Source organism: Streptomyces gottesmaniae, assembly GCF_031845845.1.
In the GTDB taxonomy this organism is placed as follows: domain Bacteria; phylum Actinomycetota; class Actinomycetes; order Streptomycetales; family Streptomycetaceae; genus Streptomyces; species Streptomyces akebiae.
Map to the genome: position 1 here is coordinate 42,678 of NZ_JAVRFJ010000054.1, position 14,891 is coordinate 57,568.

Below are 14,891 nucleotides of genomic sequence, written 5' to 3' on the forward strand. Positions count from 1 at the left end.
CGAGCCGGACGGAGAACACCCCATGCACCAGTCCCTGATCGTCGCCCGGATGGCCCCGGGCTCCGCCCCGGACATCGCCAAGATCTTCGAGGAGTCCGACCGGGGGGAGCTGCCGCACCTCATCGGGGTCTCCCGGCGCAGCCTCTTCCAGTTCGACGACGTGTACATGCACCTCGTCGAGTCCGAGCGGGACCCCACCCCCGCCATCACCAAGATGGCCGGACACCCCGAGTTCCGGGCCATCAGCGAACAGCTGTCGGCGTACGTCACCGCGTACGACCCGGCGACCTGGCGTTCGCCGAAGGACGCGATGGCGACGTGCTTCTACCGCTGGGAGCGGGAGGGCCGCTCCTGAACGCACCGACAGGCCGCCGGGCACGCGCGTCGCGCGTGCCCGGCGGCCTGCGTGGTGTCACCGGGGCACGTGGCAGTCGAACGCGTGCAGATAGGCGTTGACCGGCCGTACGTCGTCGATGACCAGCCCCGCGGCCGTCAACCGGGACGTCATGCTCTCGGTGGTGTGCTTGGCCCCGCCGACGTTGAGGAGCAGCAGCAGGTCCATGGCGGTGCTGAACCGCATCGACGGCGAGTCGTCGACGAGGTTCTCGATGACGACGACCCGGGTGCCGGGGCCGCCCGCCCCGATGACGTTGCGCAGCAGCCGGGCGGTGCTGTCGTCGTCCCACTCCAGGATGTTCTTGATGACGTACACGTCGGCCCGGACCGGGACGGCCTCACGGCAGTCGCCGGGGACGATCCGGGTGCGGTCGGCGAGGGCGCCGCCCGGACGCAGCCGGGGGTCGGCGTTCTCCACCACGCGCGGCAGGTCGAGCAGGGTGCCCCGCAGCGCCGGGTGCTTCTCCAGGAGGCTCGCCACCACGTGGCCCTGCCCGCCGCCGATGTCGGCGACGGACGAACTCCCCGACAGGTCGAGGAAATCGGCGACGTCGCGCGCGGACTGCGTGCTGGACGTCGTCATGGCCCGGTTGAAGACGTCCGCCGACTCCGGGGCGTCCTCGTTGAGGTAGACGAAGAACTCCTTGCCGTACAGGTCCTCGACGACGTTGTGGCCGGAGCGCACCGCCTCGTCCAGCTTCGGCCAGGAGTCCCAGGTCCATGGTTCGGTGCACCACAGGGCGATGGCGCGCAGGCTGTGCGGGTCGTCCTCCCGCAGCAGCCGGGACATGTCGGTGTGCGCGAACGTCCCGTCCGGCCGTTCGGTGAAGACGCCGTGGCAGGACAGGGCCCGCAACAGCCGTCGCAGCGGCTTCGGTTCGGCCTTCACCGCGGCCGCGAGGTCCTCCGCGGACAGCGGGGTGTCGCCGAGGGCGTCGGCGATCCCCAGCCGGGCCGCCGCGCGCAGGGCGGCGGCGACCGCCGCCCCGAACACGAGCTCCCTGAACCGCATGGGCGGCGGCGGGGCGGCCTGGGTGTCCTGCGCGGACGGGTGGACGGCCTGGGTCCGCGTGGTGCCGGCGGGGGGTGCCGGCTCCCCCGCCGGCCTGGTCTGAGCGGTCGTCATGCGACGCCTTCCTTCTTCGAGTTCATGGCCGGCCCCGGCCGGTCAGCACAGTCCGGCGGGCTTGGACGCCGCGCAGGTGTTGCCCGAGAAGGTGTTGCCCTTGCCGGCGGTGTCGGTGTTGACGATGTCCGCCGGGGCGTTGTTCTCCAGGACGTTCTCGGTGATCCGGTTCCGCTCGCTGGTGGTGCCCACGAAGCTCTTCCACACGACGATGCCGCCCGACAGCGGAGAGGCACCGGCGTTCCCCGTGATCCGGTTGCGCGTCACCAGGGTGTCCTCGGCGCCGGTCAGCACGATGCCGGTGCCCTGGAGGGCGTCCAGGCGCGCGGTCTTCGGGCAGGACTTGTTGTTGCGGTCGATGAGGTTGTCGCGCACGGTCAGCGCGCCGGCCCTCGGCATGTTCTCGTCGCCGACGACGAAGACGCCCGCACAGTTGCCGGTGATGTGGTTGTCCGCGACGGTGAGGTTGCGCAGACGCCGGACGGTGAGGCCGATCCGGTTGCCCTCCAGGCGGTTGTGGGCGACGACGGTGCCGCCGCTGTCCGTGGCGCCCTGCTCGGCCTTGACGGTGTTCGCGAGGAACAGACCGGCGTCGCCGTTGTCCCGGGCGGTGTTCTTGCGGAACACACCGCGGACCGAGCGCTCCTGGGCGATGCCCCACACGCCGTTCTTCACGGCGGTCACGTGCCGCACGGTCAGCCGGTCGGTGTCCTGCGCGAACACTCCGGACCCGGTGAAGCCGGTCACGGTCAGGTTGGCGACGGTGACGTCCTCGACCTTGTGGTTCTTCGTCCCGATCACGCAGATGCCGTTGCCGGCGTCGCCGCACCCGTCGGCGGCCTTCTTCACGGCCGGTTCGACGACGGTGCGGGGGCCCATGCCCCGCAGGGTGATGCCGTGGGTGCTCACCCGGACGCTCTCGCGGTAGGTGCCGGAGGCCACGAGGACGGTGTCCCCGGGCGCCGCCGCGTCGACCGCCTGCTGGATGGACTCCCCGGGGAAGACCACATGGGTCGGATGGTGGGCGACGGCCTGCGGGGCGGCCCCGAGCCCCATCCCGATGACCGCCGCCACGCACGCCAGATTGCCAATATGCGATTTCGTCATATTCCGCAAGATATGACCAAGAACACGCAAACCGGCCCGATGGTCCGTCCGAGGGCGTGTCTCGCCGACGTCCCCGCTCCGGCTGTCGGTGGCCGTCAGCGACCGTCGGCCGCCGGGTCACCGAGCCGCCGTCGGTCCTCCTCGTCCCACTTGCGGGTGTCGCGCGGTTCGACGTACGGCTCCTCGTGGGGCGGATGGCCGCCCGCCAGGGCGCGCTGACGCGCCAGTTCGGCGTCGAACTCCAGGCCGAGGAGGATCGCCAGATTGGTGATCCACAGCCACACCAGGAAGATGATCACACCCGCGATGGCGCCGTAGGTCCTGTTGTACGAGCCGAAGTTGGCCACGTAGAAGGCGAAGCCGGCCGAGGCGGCCATCCAGATCAGCAGGGCGAGCAGACTGCCCGGGGTGATCCAGCGGAAGCCGCGGACCTTGGCGTTCGGGGTGGCCCAGTACAGGACCGCGATCATGATCGTGACCAGCAGGACCAGCACGGGCCACTTCGCGATCGACCACACGGTGAGCGCCGTGTCACCGACCCCGAGCGTGGTGCCGACCTCCTTGGCCAGGGCGCCGGTGAACACCACGATCAGGGCGCTGATCACGGCCATCACCATCAGCACCACGGTCACACCGACCCGGACGGGCAGCACCTTCCACACCGGACGGCCCTCGGGGACGTCGTACACCGCGTTCGCGCTCCTGATGAACGCCGCGACATAGCCGGAGGCCGACCACACCGCGAGCACCAGACCCACGATCGCCATGATCGAGCCGAGCCCGGCGTTGCCCTGCATCTGCCGGACGGCATTGGTCAGGACGTCCCGCGCGGCGCCGGGGGCGAGCTGCTGGATGTTGTCCAGCACCTGCTGCGTCGCCGAGCGCCCGACGATCCCCAGCAGGGAGACGAGCGCCAGCAGTGCCGGGAACAGGGCGAGGATCCCGTAGTAGGTCAGCGCCGCCGCCCGGTCGGTCAGCTCGTCCTTCTTGAACTCCTTCAGGGTGCCCTTCAGCACCGCCCACCAGGAGCGTTTCGGCAGGTCGGTGGGGCTGTCCGGGGCCCGCCGCTCCACCTCCTCGTCGGGCCCGGCCGCCGGCGCCCGCGCGGTCTCGCCTTCCACGGGCCGCCCGGCCTCCTCGCCACGTCCGTCGTACTCGCCGCGCCCGGCCTCCTCGCCGCGTTCGGCCTGCTCGTCGCGCTCGAACCGGTCGGTGTGCCCGCCGTAGCCGGGGTGCCCACCGTGCCGTCCCTGTCCTCTGTGCCGCTTCAGCGTTCGCATCATGCTGTGCGAGTAGCCGACCCGACACGGCTTATACGTACATATTCATGGCAAATCGGTCAGCGCGGAGGCGCCGGGCGGTCGTAGACGTTGTCCGGGGTGACGACCTCCGTGACCGCGCGGGCGAGCAGCGAGGACGGCTCCTGGCCCTCGTGGGTCACGTCGGTGTTGAGCAGCAGCACCAGGGTGGCCTTCCGGGCCGACAGGTGGACGGTCACGCTCTGGTAGCCCGGGATGGAGCCGTTGTGGCCGATCCAGCCGCCGGTCTCGAAGACGCCGAGGCCGTAGCCGGCGCCGGGGAAGCCGGTCGGCAGCGTCTTCAGCCGTTCGCGCTGGGTCCGCGGGCCGAGGAGGGTGCCCGCGGCGACGACCCTGGCCCAGCGGCGCAGGTCGCGCAGGTCCGAGATCATCGCGCCGGCCGCCCAGGCCCAGCTGGGGTTCCAGTCCGTGGCGTCCTCGATCTCGCCGCTGAGCGTCTGGTCCGTGTAGCCGCGCGCGTGCGGCTCGGGGAACTCGCGGCCCTCGGGGAACAGCGTGTGCGGCGCAGCCCCGCCGGACGGAGCACCCGCTGGTGGAGGTAGTCGGCGAAGCGCTTGCCGCTGACCTGCTCGACCACCAGGCCGAGCAGGACGAAGTTGGTGTTGGAGTACTGGAACTCTTCACCCGGCGCGAAGGTGTTCGGGTTCCGGAAGGCGTAGGCGAGCAGCTCACGCGGCGTGAACGAGCGGCTCGGGTAGCTCAACAGGGCCTGGACGAAGTCCGGGGCGGCGCTGTACGGGAAGAGGCCGCTGCGCATCTGCGCGAGATGACGCAACGTGATCCGGTGGCCGTCCGGCACGCCCCGGACGTAGCGGGAGATCGGGTCGTCCAGGCGGACCCGGCGGTCGTCGACGAGCTGGAGCAGCGCGGTGGCCGTGAAGGTCTTCGTCTCGCTGCCGATCCGCGTGAACAGGTCGCTGGTCATGGTCGGCCGGTGACGGTGTCGGCGACGCCGGTGGACCGGACGTAGCACCCCTGGCCCGGGAGCCACAGGCCGACGGTGACGCCGGGGACGCCGGCCTCCCGGCGGACGCCCGCGACGGCTTCGTCCAGACGGGCGGTCAGTTCGGGGCCGAGACCGCCGCGCGGACAGTCGTTCTTGTCGTACCGGTCCTTGTCGTATCGGCCTTTGTCGTACCGGCCTTCGTCATACCGGTCGGCCGCCGCGTGCACGGTCGTCGCGGGTGCCATCGCCATCGGGGCCAGTACGGACGCCACCAGCAGCGCGGCGGCGAGCGGACGCCGGGAGGGGGTGCGTCGCATGTCGGGCGCCTTTTCCGGAGCAGGGTCTCGAAGGCGCGAGCGTCACCGTCCGAGCCATGGGCAAAGGCTTCTGCCCCGAACACGCGCCAGCGAGTCCACTCGTTCGGAGCCGGCCGTGACTTCACCGTTTCAACGGCCATCCACGTGGTTCGCTCCTCGCGGAAATCACCGCGGATCGCTATTCTCCCGAATGCCCAAAATCAGGCTCGGCCTCCCTCGCGCCGGTCGGAAAAGCGGATCCCTCATGGAGCAGGATTCAGAATGAGAACCGATTATGATTCGGTGGATCAAAACCCTGACGGGGTTCAGCAGATCGACACCCAGCCCATCTGGCTCCCCGGCCCGCGGGCCGCTTCGGACGTATGGGACCCGGACGCCGAGCTGATCCAGATGGCCTATGCGGCGCACGGGCTGGCTCCCGAACCGACCCTGTCGGAGATCCATGACCTCCCGCGCCGCCCGGTCAGCCGGCGTCGACCCCGCCCGGGGGCCAACTTCTTCGCCAAGAACCCGAGGATCGTCCCCGTCGCGTTCTTAATTACGACTATCGCCGTGTGCGCACTGACCATGCTTTATTGGTCCGTCTCCTATTCATACATTCAACTGCGCGACATCGCGCTGCTGGTGGTGTCGGAGCATCTCGCGCGCTGGTGGCCGCTGACCGTGTACGGGCCGTGGCTCCTGGCAGGTTTGTCCATTGTCCGGGCGGCAGTGCAACAGCGCACCGCCCGGCGGTCCTGGGCGGTGATGCTGCTCTCGTCCGCCACGGCGGTGGCATTGTGCATCGGCCAGTCACCCAGTTCCTCCCTGCTGGCCATGGTGATCGTCGGAATTCCACCGATCACCGCGCTGGTCTGTTTCCGTGAACTCGTCGGCCAGTTCTCGTCCGCCCCCGGCCCCCGGCACGCCGCCGACGCCCTCGGCGGCCCCAAGCAGGGCGGGCGGTAGGACGGCCGCGCACGTCATCCGAGGGTCTGTTCCGTCCAGATCGTCTTGCCCGTCGGCGTGGGGCGGGTGCCCCAGCGCTGGGTGAGCTGGGCGACCAGGAGCAGACCCCGGCCGCCTTCGTCGAAGCTGCGGGCGCGGCGCATGTGGGGTGCCGTGCTGCTGGCGTCCGAGACCTCGCAGATCAGGCTCTCGTCGTGGATGAGCCGCAGCCGGACGGGGGGCTCGGCGTGCCGGATGGCGTTGGTGACCAGTTCGCTGACGACCAGCTCGGTGACGAAGGCCGCGTCGTTCAGGCCCCAGGCGTCCAGTCGGCCGAGCGCGTTCTTGCGGGCCTCGGCGACGGCCGAGGGATCGGCGGCCACGTCCCAGGTGGCGACCCGGCCGGGGTCGAGGGGGCGGGGGCGGGCGAGGAGCAGGGCCACGTCGTCGGTGGGCCGCTCGGGCAGTACGGAGCCGAGGACCCGGTCGCACAGCGCGTCCAGGGAGGTCGTGGCGGGGGTGGCGAGGGTCTGGCACAGGCGGGTGATGCCGACGTCGATGTCGACGCGGGCGCCGTCGTCCTCACCGCTGCGGGACCCGATCAGGCCGTCGGTGTAGAGGGCCAGCAGGCCGCCCTCGGGCAGCTCGGTCTCCAGCGACTCGAAGGGCAGACCGCCCAGGCCCAGCGGGGGCCCCGCCGGGACGTCGAGCAGGGCGGCGGTGCCGTCCGGACCCACCACCACCGGCGGCGGATGCCCGGCCCGTGCCAGGGTGCACCGCCGCGACACGGGGTCGTACACGACGTACAGACACGTCGCTCCGACGACTCCGGTGGTCACGCCGGCCGTGCCGCCCCCGGTGCCGCCGCCCCGCCCGCGGTCGGTCGTCCCGGCGGATTCCTCCGCGGCCTCCGCCTCGGTCGCCAGGCGGGCCACCAGGTCGTCGAGGTGGGTGAGGAGTTCGTCGGGGGGCAGCTCGATGTCGGCGAGCGTGCGGACGGCGGTGCGCAGCCGGCCCATGGTCGCGGAGGCGTGGATGCCGTGGCCGACGACGTCGCCGACGACCAGCGCCACCCTGGCCCCGGAGAGCGGGATCACGTCGAACCAGTCGCCGCCCACCCCGGCGCGGGCGCCGGCCGGGAGATAGCGGGAGGCGATCTCGACCCCGGCCTGCTCGGGCAGGCTCTGCGGCAGCAGGCTGCGCTGGAGGGTGACGGCGGTGCCGCGTTCGCGCGTGTAGCGCAGCGCGTTGTCGATGCTGACCGCCGTCCGGGCCGCCAGTTCCTCGGCGAGGACGAGGTCGTCCCGCTCGAAGGGGTCGGGGTGCCGGTGGCGGGCGAAGACGGCGACGCCCAGGGTGGTGCCGCGTGCGGAGAGCGGCACGGTCATCGCCGAGTGGAACCCGAACTCCCTGATGCGGGAGGCCCTCAGCGGGTCCTCGGCCACCCAGTCGGCGATCGCGGGCTCGGTCACCCGGTGCAGCACGGCACGCCCCGACCGCAGACTCCGCACCGGCGGCGACCCGTCCGGGTACTCGTCGACCTCGCCGGGCGCGACGACCGCCTCGGGCGTCCCCGGGTGGACGGACCGGTGGGCGATCCGCCGCAGGGCGAGGGCGCGGCCCGCGGCGGGCAGCCGCGGGGCCGGGCCGTACTCCCCCGCCGCGGAGAAGGGGGTGACGCCGTCGTCGAGGGAGGCCAGCAGGTCGACGCTGATGAAGTCGGCGAGGTCCGGGACCGCGATGTCCGCCAGTTCCTGGGCCGTCCGCGTCACGTCGAGGGTGCTGCCGATGCGCCGGCCGGCCTCCGCGATCAGCTGGAGGCGTTTGCGGGCCCAGTACTGCTCGGTCATGTCGTGCCCGGTGGAGGCCACGCCCAGGACGCGGCCGTTCTCGTCCTGCAGCCGGTAGAGGTCGACCGACCAGGCGTGCTCGCGGGTCTCCCCGGGGGCCCGCGCGTGGTTCTCCATGTACTGCGGTTCGCCGGTCTCCAGGGCCAGCCGCATCAGCCGCTCGACCTCCTCGACGGCGGGATCGTCCACGGCCTCCGACATGCGCAGCCCACGCAGGTCGTCGTCGCTCAGTCCCAGCGCTCCGCGCGAGCCCCGGTTGGACGCGCGGAACCGCAGGTCCGTGTCGTGCACCGAGGTCGCGCAGCACGGGGAGTCGAGGAAGCCGCGCAGCGCGAGCGTGTCGTCGCCGGGGCGGGGCCGCTCGTCCGTCAGGGCGGAGACCAGGAACCAGTCGCGGACCCCGCCGTACGACGTGCGGTGGTGCGCCAGGACCTTGACCTCCAGTCGGCGGCCGTCACGGTGCCTGAGGACCAGGGTGCCGTGCCAGCGCGGCAGGTCGGAGAAGTGCGGGAGCGCGTCCGGCGGAGGCTCCTCGGCGAGCAGGAGGGCCGCGGGCAGGCCCAGGATCTGCGTCGGGGTGTACCCGAGCAGGCGTTCGGCGCCGGCGCTCCAGCCGGTGACGATGCCTTCTTCGTCGACGGTGGCCCGTGCGGTGAGTGCCTCACCCACGGTGTACGGGCCGTGGCCCGCTCCGGATTCGTCGACGACACGCCGGTCCATGTCCGCTCATCTCGCTCTCACCGAGATCCGCACCCAGCCAGGCCGCTCCCCGCCGGGCCCGCTCCCCCACCCGTGATATGTCCCACAACAACCTTTTCACACTATTACGTGGCCGCCGGGTGGGCGACAGCTCCGCGCCGTGCGGACGGTCAGCGGCGGCGGCGCAGCGACGGGTCGAGGAGCGACGGCGGGGTGTCGTACTTCTCGTGCGGGGCCAGGTCGGTACCGGGGGCCACCACGGCGTCGATCGCGTCGAGCACGTCGGCGGGGAGGACCGTGTCGGCGGCGGCGAGCTGCGCGTGCAGGTGCTCCGGGGTGCGGGGGCCGATCAGCGCGGCGGTCACGGCCGGGTGTGCGGTCACGAACCCGAGGGCGAGCTGGATCAGGCTGAGGCCGGCCTCGTCGGCGATCGCGGCGAGCCGTTCCACGGCGGTGAGCCGGGCCCGGTTGTACGGGAGGGTCATGTCGAAGCGGTCCGGCATGAACGCGGAGCGGCTCGTGGCGACGGCCCTGCCCTCGCGGACCGCGCCCGACAACCAGCCGGAGGCCAGCGGACTCCACACCAGGACACCGAGCCCGTACTCCTCGGCGACGGGCAGGACGTGGGCCTCGACGCCCCGCTGGAGGACGGAGTAGCCGGGCTGCTCGGTGACGTAGCGGCTCAGGCGGTGCCGGCGGGCGGACCACTGGGCCTGGACGATGCGGTGGGCGGGGAAGGTGGAGGAGCCGAAGTAGCGGATCTTTCCCGCGCGCTGCAGGTCGGTGAGGGCCGACAGGGTCTCCTCGTCGCCGGTGGCCGGGTCCCAGCGGTGGAGCTGGTAGAGGTCCACGTGGTCGACGCCGAGCCGGCGCAGGCTGTCGTCGAGCGCGGTGACCAGCCAGCGGCGCGAACCGCCCCGGTGATTGCGCTCCTCGCCCATCGGCATGCCCGCCTTCGTGGCCAGCACGATGTCGTCGCGACGGCCGGCGATGGCCTTGCCGACCATCTCCTCCGACTCCCCGTCGCCGTACATGTCGGCCGTGTCGACGAGGTTGATCCCCGCCTCCAGGGCGGCGTCGACGAGGGCGGTGGCCTCGTCCTGCGTGGTGCGTCCGATCCGGCCGAAGTTCATCGCGCCGAGCGCGAGCGAGCTGACCTGCACGCCGGTGCGGCCCAAGGTGCGGTACTGCATGACTGCGTCTCCTTCACGTCCCCAACAAACGGAACGACGTCCCGTTTCCGTGGCCGACGATACGGAACGCTGTCCCGTTTAACAACCCCGGTAGATTTGGCACGCCCGGCGGCGAGGAGGCGAAGTGACGGACGACAGCGGGAACGGCGAGGGCGGCGAGAACGGCGGCCTCGACGGCGGGGGCGTCACACGGCAGGTGCCGCGGGCGGCCAGGCCCCGGCGGGCCGACGCCCGGCGCAACCAGGAGACGCTGCTCGACGCGGCCGCCGCCGTGTTCGTCGAGGCGGGCGTCGAGGCGCCGGTGCGCGACATCGCGGCCAGGGCGGGCGTCGGCACCGCCACGATCTACCGGCACTTCCCGACCCGCGCGGACCTCGTCGTCGCCGTCTACCGGCACCAGGTGGAGGCCTGCGCCGAGGCAGGGCCCGCGCTGCTGGCGGCCGGGCCCACGCCGTACGCCGCCCTGGGCCACTGGATCGACGTCTTCGTGAAGTTCCTGGTCACCAAGCACGGCCTCGCCGCCGCGCTGCAGTCCGACGAGGCCGGGTTCCGGACCCTGCACGCCCACTTCCTCGACCGGCTCGTCCCCGTCTGCGCCCGGTTGCTCGACGCCGCCGCCGCATCCGGCGAGATCCGGTCCGATCTCACGCCCCTGGAACTCATGCGCGGCGTCGGCAACCTGTGCATCGGCGCCGAGAACGACCCCGACTACGACGCCGGCCGACTCGTCGCCGTCCTCGTCGCGGGCCTGCGCCGACCGGACTGACCCCGGGGCGGGCCGGGCCCGTGCCGTCAGCCGAGCGGCGGCCGTGTCGTCAACTCTCCTGTGCGCGCCCGGAGTCGCGCTCGGCCCCGGTGGGGACGCTCACTCGCCGACGGTGCCCGAGCACCAGGCCCACGCGGCGATCTCGACACGGTTGCGGGCCGGGAGTTGCCCAGGATGTCGCCGACGCGGGTCTACACCGTCCCGACGGAGAGGGAGAGCCGCGCGGCGCCACGCACCGCTTCGGCCACGCCCCTCAGGACCTGCCGGTCGTCCCGGCCCCCGCCCCCGCGCCGCGCCCCCGAGGCGCCCGCCCGCCGGGTGCGCACGGAACGTCGTACGTACCCGAACAATCTGTGGCCCTACACGTGTCACTCCCTTGCCAGTCAGGCGCGTTGAGGCAAACATGGGGCAGCTCGTTTGAGCCGAAACAAACTTCTTCCCCTCCGCTCGACAGGTGAAGCATGTCTACAAGTGCGTCCAGAATGCGGCACGCGGCCGGTGACGGTTACGCGTCCACCGGCTCCCTCAAACAGAACGCGCTCGGCGTCCTGGGCATCCTCTTCTTCGTGCTCTCCGCACAGGCACCGCTGACCGGTGTCGCCGGGGCGGCGCCGGTGGCGATAGCCATCGGCAACGGCCCGGGCGTCCCCGCGATGTACCTCGTGGCCGGGGTGGTCGTCCTGCTCTTCTCCGTCGGCTACGTCGCGATGGGCCGCCACGTCGTCGACGCGGGCGCCTTCTACTCGTACGTCGGCAAGGGCCTCGGCGGGACGGCCGCCGCCGGCAGCGCGGGCGTGGCGCTGCTCGCGTACCACGCCATCCAGGCGGCGGTGTACGGCCTGTTCGGCGCGGTGATGAACGGGCTGGCCCTGCAGTACCTGGAGACGGACGTGCCCTGGTGGCTGTTCGCGCTCGGCACGATGGTGGTCGTGCAGGTGCTCGGCGCCACCGGTGTCGACGTGGGTGCCAAGGTGCTCGCCGTGTTCGTGCTGGCCGAGATCAGTCTGCTGCTGGTCTTCGGCGTGGTGATGCTCCTCAAGGGCGGCGGCCCCGAGGGACTGGCCCCCGGCTCCTCCTTCTCCCTGTCGGCGGCGCTCGACGGCGCCCCCGGGGTGGCGCTGATGTTCGCCGTGGCATCGATGTTCGGTTTCGAGGCGACCGCGATCTACGGCGAGGAGGCGCGCGAGCCGCACCGCACGGTCCCCCGGGCCACCTACCTCGCGGTCGTCCTCGTCACCGTCTTCTTCGCCTTCACGTCCTGGATGCTGATCTCGGCGCACGGCCCCTCCTCCAGCGCGGCCGCCGCGGGCAAGGCGCTGGAGGCCGGCGACGGGGCCGGGTTCGTCGCCGCGCCGGTCTCCGCCGAACTCGGCGCGTGGGCGGGCGACGCGCTGCCGATCCTGCTGGCCACCTCGCTCTTCGCCAGCATCCTGGCGTTCCACAACTCCGCCAACCGCTATCTCTTCTCCCTCGGCCGGGAGGGCCTGCTGCCGCGCGGGCTGAGCACGCTCAACGGCCGCCAGTCGCCGTGGCTCGCGGGCGTCGTGCAGACCGGCGTCGCCGCCCTGCTCGTCTTCCCCTTCGCCCTGGCGGGCAAGGACCCCGTCCTGACCCTGTTCTCCTGGCTCAGCGGTCTCGCCGTCCTGGCGATCATGCTGCTGTACCTGTTGACCTCCGTGTCGGTCATCGTCTACTTCCGCCACGAGCGGTCCGGCGACACCCGGCTGTGGAACACACTGATCGCCCCCGCCCTGGGCGCCGGCGGCATCGCCGGGGCGATCTGGCTGATCATCGCCAACTTCACCACCCTCATCGGCGGCGACACCACCACGGCGGTGTGGCTGGCCCTGGCCGTGCCGGGGGCGCTGCTGGCGGGCATGACGATGCCGTTGCTGGCGGGGGCGCCGGGCCGGAGGTAGGGGGCCAAAGGGTTGAGGGGGGTGCGGGTGCGTGGGGGCTGGTCGCACAGTTCCCCGCGCCCCTGAAAGCCCAGGCCCTGCTCTTCAGGGGCGCGGGGAACTGCGCGAGAAGCCCCACCGGGCCGCACCCGCACACCCCCACACGGCAACGCGCCCCGTCACCCCGCCGCGCGCACCTGCCAGGCCCCGAACGTCGCCACCGGATCCCCGCTCTCCAGCGCCCACGGGTACACCGTGACCAGCCCCCCGATCGCCCGGAACACCTCCCCCGCCTCCCCGGCCCGCTTCGCCTGCACCAGCGCGTACGCCAGCAGGTTGAGATCGGCGACGGCCGCCGCGTGGGTCAGATACCCGGCACGCGGCCAGTCGGCCGTGGCCCGGTCCAGGGCCGCCACCGCGTTCGGGCGGCTCCACAGGTGGACGGCGGTGAGGGCCTCCAGACCACCCTGGTCGAGGGTGCCCTGGTAGAGGTCGATGAGGGCGGCGATCTCCAGACCCGCCGTCGGGGCCGTGGGCGCCGTCCCCGCGCGCACCCGGTCGAGGAAGTCGACGGTCTGCGCGTGCGAGCCGCACTCCCACGGCGAGAGGTAGCCGAGCATCTGGAAGTGCGCCTCGCGATGCCAGGGATCCCGCCGGACGATCTCGTCCCAGAGCGGGAAGACCTCCTGACTCGGCCGGCGCCACAGCCGCAGCAGGCCGAGACGCACCACCCAGGGAGTGGGGTCCTCCGGCCGCAGCGCGGCGGCGTGCTCGCAGGCGTCGAGCGCCTCCCGGGTCTCCCCCGGCACCGGTTGCTCCTCGTACCGCGCCCGCAGCAGGACACCCCACGCGAACAGCAACTGCGCGTCCGGGTCCTGTGCCTGCTCCTCCGCCCAGGAACGCTGGAGGGCCGGGGAGGTCGACTCCGCGAGAACGCTCAGCCGGTGGGCCCTGCGGTCCCAGTCACGGCCGGTGTCGCGCAACAGCTGCTCGATCATGGCCACCGCGAGACTGCGACCACCCGAACTCCCCCTCTCGACCAGGCGCTTGCGTACCTTCCCGAGGTCCGCGTCGTCGAGTTCGGGGGCGAGTCTGGTCGTGCCGCGCCGGCGACCGAGGAGAGCCATGGCCGGAGAGTAACGAATTTTGGTCGCACAGTGATGATTCGAGATGGACGTATGTCGATCCGATATCCCCACCGTCAGGCAAGGGCAGGGATTCTATCCCCAACTCGCCTTTTCCGATGGGCAGTTCACCTTATGCGCACGATCTTCTCTCCCTATCATCGGAAGATGACGGAACCGACACAGTCCGGCCCGTACGCGGGTCAGCCCGCCCCTCCGCCCCAGCCGCCGGCTCCCGCGCCCGGCTGGGCACCGCCCCCGCAGCAAGGGGGCCCCTATCCGTACGCGACCACGCCGCCCGTGGGCCACGGCAGACCCGCCGCGCCGCCGGGGAACCCGGCGGCGGTCTCCGACCGGGTGTCCGGCGCGCTGCTGATGCTCGGCGCCGCCCTCACCATCGGCGCCTCGTTCACCACGCTGGACACCTCGATCCAGTACGTCGACGAGGAGCGGGAGCAACCGGCTTTCCGGATGGTCGCGAAGGCGTGGTCCTACACCAGCGGCGCGACGGGCGGGGAGATGGAGTCGGTCACCCGGTTCACCGGGGTGCCGCTGCTCATCGGCGCCCTGGTCGCCGTCACGGCCGCCGCGCTCCTCCTGACCGGCCGCGCCCGCCGGCTCAGGCCGGGCCCCGCGCTCGGCGTCGGCGGCGCGGTGCTGCTCCTCGGCACGACGCTGTCGGCGCTGACGGAGGTGGTCAACGACGGACAGTGGGACGGGGACGACCGGGCCACCACCCTCGGCGTCGGCGCCTATCTGCTGGCGCTGGCCTTCCTGTCGGCGCTCGGCGCGACCGTGACGACCGTCCTCGCGACCGGCCGCCCCACCACCGCCCTCCCCGGACCCGCCCCGACGGCGTACCCGGTCCCGACGGCATACCCGGCCCCAGCCGCTTTCCCGGCCCCCCAGGCACCCCAGGCACCCCAGGCACCGCAGTCTCCACAAGCTCCGCAGCAGGCAGCCCCACAGCCGCCGCAGGCCGCACAGCCCTGGCCGGCCGCGCCCGTCGCACAGCCCACTCCAACGGACCAGTCCTCCCCGCCCACGGCTCCGCCGACGCCCTCTCAGGGCTGACTCCTCGCGGGTGCCGGCTGTCCTCGGCAGGGGGTGTTCCTCGGATTGGGTCGCGCGTCACACAGCGGACGTCCCACGACTGTGCTACATTGACCTGAAGTGGCAGTTTTGGTTACCAGAGGCTTCTGAGTGCTCTTCGACCTTCCGTC

At 72.1% G+C, this 14,891-nt stretch carries 14 protein-coding genes; 5 read left to right on the forward strand and 9 right to left on the reverse strand.

All coding sequences use genetic code 11. The annotated features are described in order from the left end of the window. The first annotated feature begins 22 nt into the window (after positions 1-22). Complete coding sequence (locus RM704_RS40455) at positions 23-355, forward strand: TcmI family type II polyketide cyclase (protein WP_033530437.1); 333 nt, start codon at positions 23-25, stop codon at positions 353-355. A 57-nt stretch (positions 356-412) separates the two neighbouring features. Here the strand turns inward: RM704_RS40455 and RM704_RS40460 are convergent, their stop codons facing one another. The 6 genes from RM704_RS40460 to RM704_RS40485 all read right to left on the reverse strand — a co-directional run bounded on the left by RM704_RS40460 (position 413) and on the right by RM704_RS40485 (position 5,211). Further along, positions 413-1,522: a methyltransferase gene (locus RM704_RS40460; protein ID WP_078937354.1), complete on the reverse strand. Its 1,110-nt coding sequence runs from the start codon at positions 1,520-1,522 to the stop codon at positions 413-415. Between the two features lie 42 nt (positions 1,523-1,564). Further along, positions 1,565-2,629 (reverse strand): right-handed parallel beta-helix repeat-containing protein, encoded by a 1,065-nt coding sequence (locus RM704_RS40465; RefSeq protein WP_033530438.1) that lies wholly within the window; start codon positions 2,627-2,629, stop codon positions 1,565-1,567. 95 nt (positions 2,630-2,724) lie between these two features. After that, a complete protein-coding gene (locus tag RM704_RS40470) occupies positions 2,725-3,912 on the reverse strand; it encodes a YihY/virulence factor BrkB family protein (RefSeq protein ID WP_311592861.1) in 1,188 nt (395 codons plus the stop codon). A gap of 56 nt (positions 3,913-3,968) precedes the next feature. Further along, positions 3,969-4,319: a serine hydrolase gene (locus tag RM704_RS40475; RefSeq protein ID WP_369015712.1), complete on the reverse strand. Its 351-nt coding sequence runs from the start codon at positions 4,317-4,319 to the stop codon at positions 3,969-3,971. After that, a complete protein-coding gene (locus RM704_RS40480) occupies positions 4,316-4,873 on the reverse strand; it encodes a serine hydrolase domain-containing protein (RefSeq protein ID WP_369015713.1) in 558 nt (185 codons plus the stop codon). The genes RM704_RS40475 and RM704_RS40480 overlap by 4 nt, the downstream gene beginning before the upstream one ends. Beyond that, positions 4,870-5,211 (reverse strand): hypothetical protein, encoded by a 342-nt coding sequence (locus RM704_RS40485; RefSeq protein WP_311592864.1) that lies wholly within the window; start codon positions 5,209-5,211, stop codon positions 4,870-4,872. Before RM704_RS40485 ends, RM704_RS40480 begins: the two co-directional genes overlap by 4 nt. A 282-nt stretch (positions 5,212-5,493) precedes the next feature. Here RM704_RS40485 and RM704_RS40490 point away from each other — a divergent pair, with 282 nt between their 5' ends. Beyond that, entirely contained in the window at positions 5,494-6,159 is a 666-nt protein-coding gene (locus RM704_RS40490; protein WP_311592866.1) for a DUF2637 domain-containing protein, read from the forward strand. 14 nt (positions 6,160-6,173) lie between these two features. Here RM704_RS40490 and RM704_RS40495 read toward each other — a convergent pair whose 3' ends face one another. Together RM704_RS40495 and RM704_RS40500 are read right to left on the reverse strand one after the other, a co-directional pair. Then, positions 6,174-8,708 carry a SpoIIE family protein phosphatase gene (locus RM704_RS40495; protein WP_033530440.1) on the reverse strand — a complete coding sequence of 845 codons (2,535 nt, stop codon included), beginning with the start codon at positions 8,706-8,708 and terminating at the stop codon, positions 6,174-6,176. A gap of 149 nt (positions 8,709-8,857) precedes the next feature. After that, positions 8,858-9,880: an aldo/keto reductase gene (locus tag RM704_RS40500; protein WP_033530441.1), complete on the reverse strand. Its 1,023-nt coding sequence runs from the start codon at positions 9,878-9,880 to the stop codon at positions 8,858-8,860. Between the two features lie 196 nt (positions 9,881-10,076). Here RM704_RS40500 and RM704_RS40505 point away from each other — a divergent pair, with 196 nt between their 5' ends. Next, positions 10,077-10,646, forward strand: coding sequence for a TetR/AcrR family transcriptional regulator (locus tag RM704_RS40505; RefSeq protein ID WP_033530762.1), 570 nt, complete (start codon positions 10,077-10,079; stop codon positions 10,644-10,646). A 482-nt stretch (positions 10,647-11,128) separates the two neighbouring features. Continuing rightward, positions 11,129-12,565, forward strand: coding sequence for an APC family permease (locus tag RM704_RS40510; protein WP_033530442.1), 1,437 nt, complete (start codon positions 11,129-11,131; stop codon positions 12,563-12,565). A 158-nt stretch (positions 12,566-12,723) separates the two neighbouring features. On the opposite strand, the gene RM704_RS40515 is transcribed toward RM704_RS40510, so the two are convergent. Beyond that, positions 12,724-13,671, reverse strand: coding sequence for a hypothetical protein (locus RM704_RS40515; protein WP_033530443.1), 948 nt, complete (start codon positions 13,669-13,671; stop codon positions 12,724-12,726). Between the two features lie 165 nt (positions 13,672-13,836). Between RM704_RS40515 and RM704_RS40520 the strand changes: the two genes are divergently transcribed. Then, entirely contained in the window at positions 13,837-14,742 is a 906-nt protein-coding gene (locus RM704_RS40520; RefSeq protein ID WP_192829788.1) for a hypothetical protein, read from the forward strand. Positions 14,743-14,891: the final 149 nt, after the last annotated feature.

Bases quoted from the DNA above. Each gene is read 5' to 3' on its own strand.
- RM704_RS40520 (WP_192829788.1), top strand. From the start codon at position 13,837: ATGACGGAACCGACACAGTCCGGCCCGTACGCGGGTCAGCCCGCCCCT.
- RM704_RS40455 (WP_033530437.1), top strand. From the start codon at position 23: ATGCACCAGTCCCTGATCGTCGCCCGGATGGCCCCGGGCTCCGCCCCG.
- RM704_RS40465 (WP_033530438.1), bottom strand. From the start codon at position 2,629: ATGACGAAATCGCATATTGGCAATCTGGCGTGCGTGGCGGCGGTCATC.
- RM704_RS40480 (WP_369015713.1), bottom strand. From the start codon at position 4,873: ATGACCAGCGACCTGTTCACGCGGATCGGCAGCGAGACGAAGACCTTC.
- RM704_RS40485 (WP_311592864.1), bottom strand. From the start codon at position 5,211: ATGCGACGCACCCCCTCCCGGCGTCCGCTCGCCGCCGCGCTGCTGGTG.
- RM704_RS40515 (WP_033530443.1), bottom strand. From the start codon at position 13,671: ATGGCTCTCCTCGGTCGCCGGCGCGGCACGACCAGACTCGCCCCCGAA.
- RM704_RS40495 (WP_033530440.1), bottom strand. From the start codon at position 8,708: ATGGACCGGCGTGTCGTCGACGAATCCGGAGCGGGCCACGGCCCGTAC.
- RM704_RS40500 (WP_033530441.1), bottom strand. From the start codon at position 9,880: ATGCAGTACCGCACCTTGGGCCGCACCGGCGTGCAGGTCAGCTCGCTC.
- RM704_RS40475 (WP_369015712.1), bottom strand. From the start codon at position 4,319: ATGATCTCGGACCTGCGCGACCTGCGCCGCTGGGCCAGGGTCGTCGCC.
- RM704_RS40470 (WP_311592861.1), bottom strand. From the start codon at position 3,912: ATGATGCGAACGCTGAAGCGGCACAGAGGACAGGGACGGCACGGTGGG.
- RM704_RS40510 (WP_033530442.1), top strand. From the start codon at position 11,129: ATGCGGCACGCGGCCGGTGACGGTTACGCGTCCACCGGCTCCCTCAAA.
- RM704_RS40460 (WP_078937354.1), bottom strand. From the start codon at position 1,522: ATGACGACCGCTCAGACCAGGCCGGCGGGGGAGCCGGCACCCCCCGCC.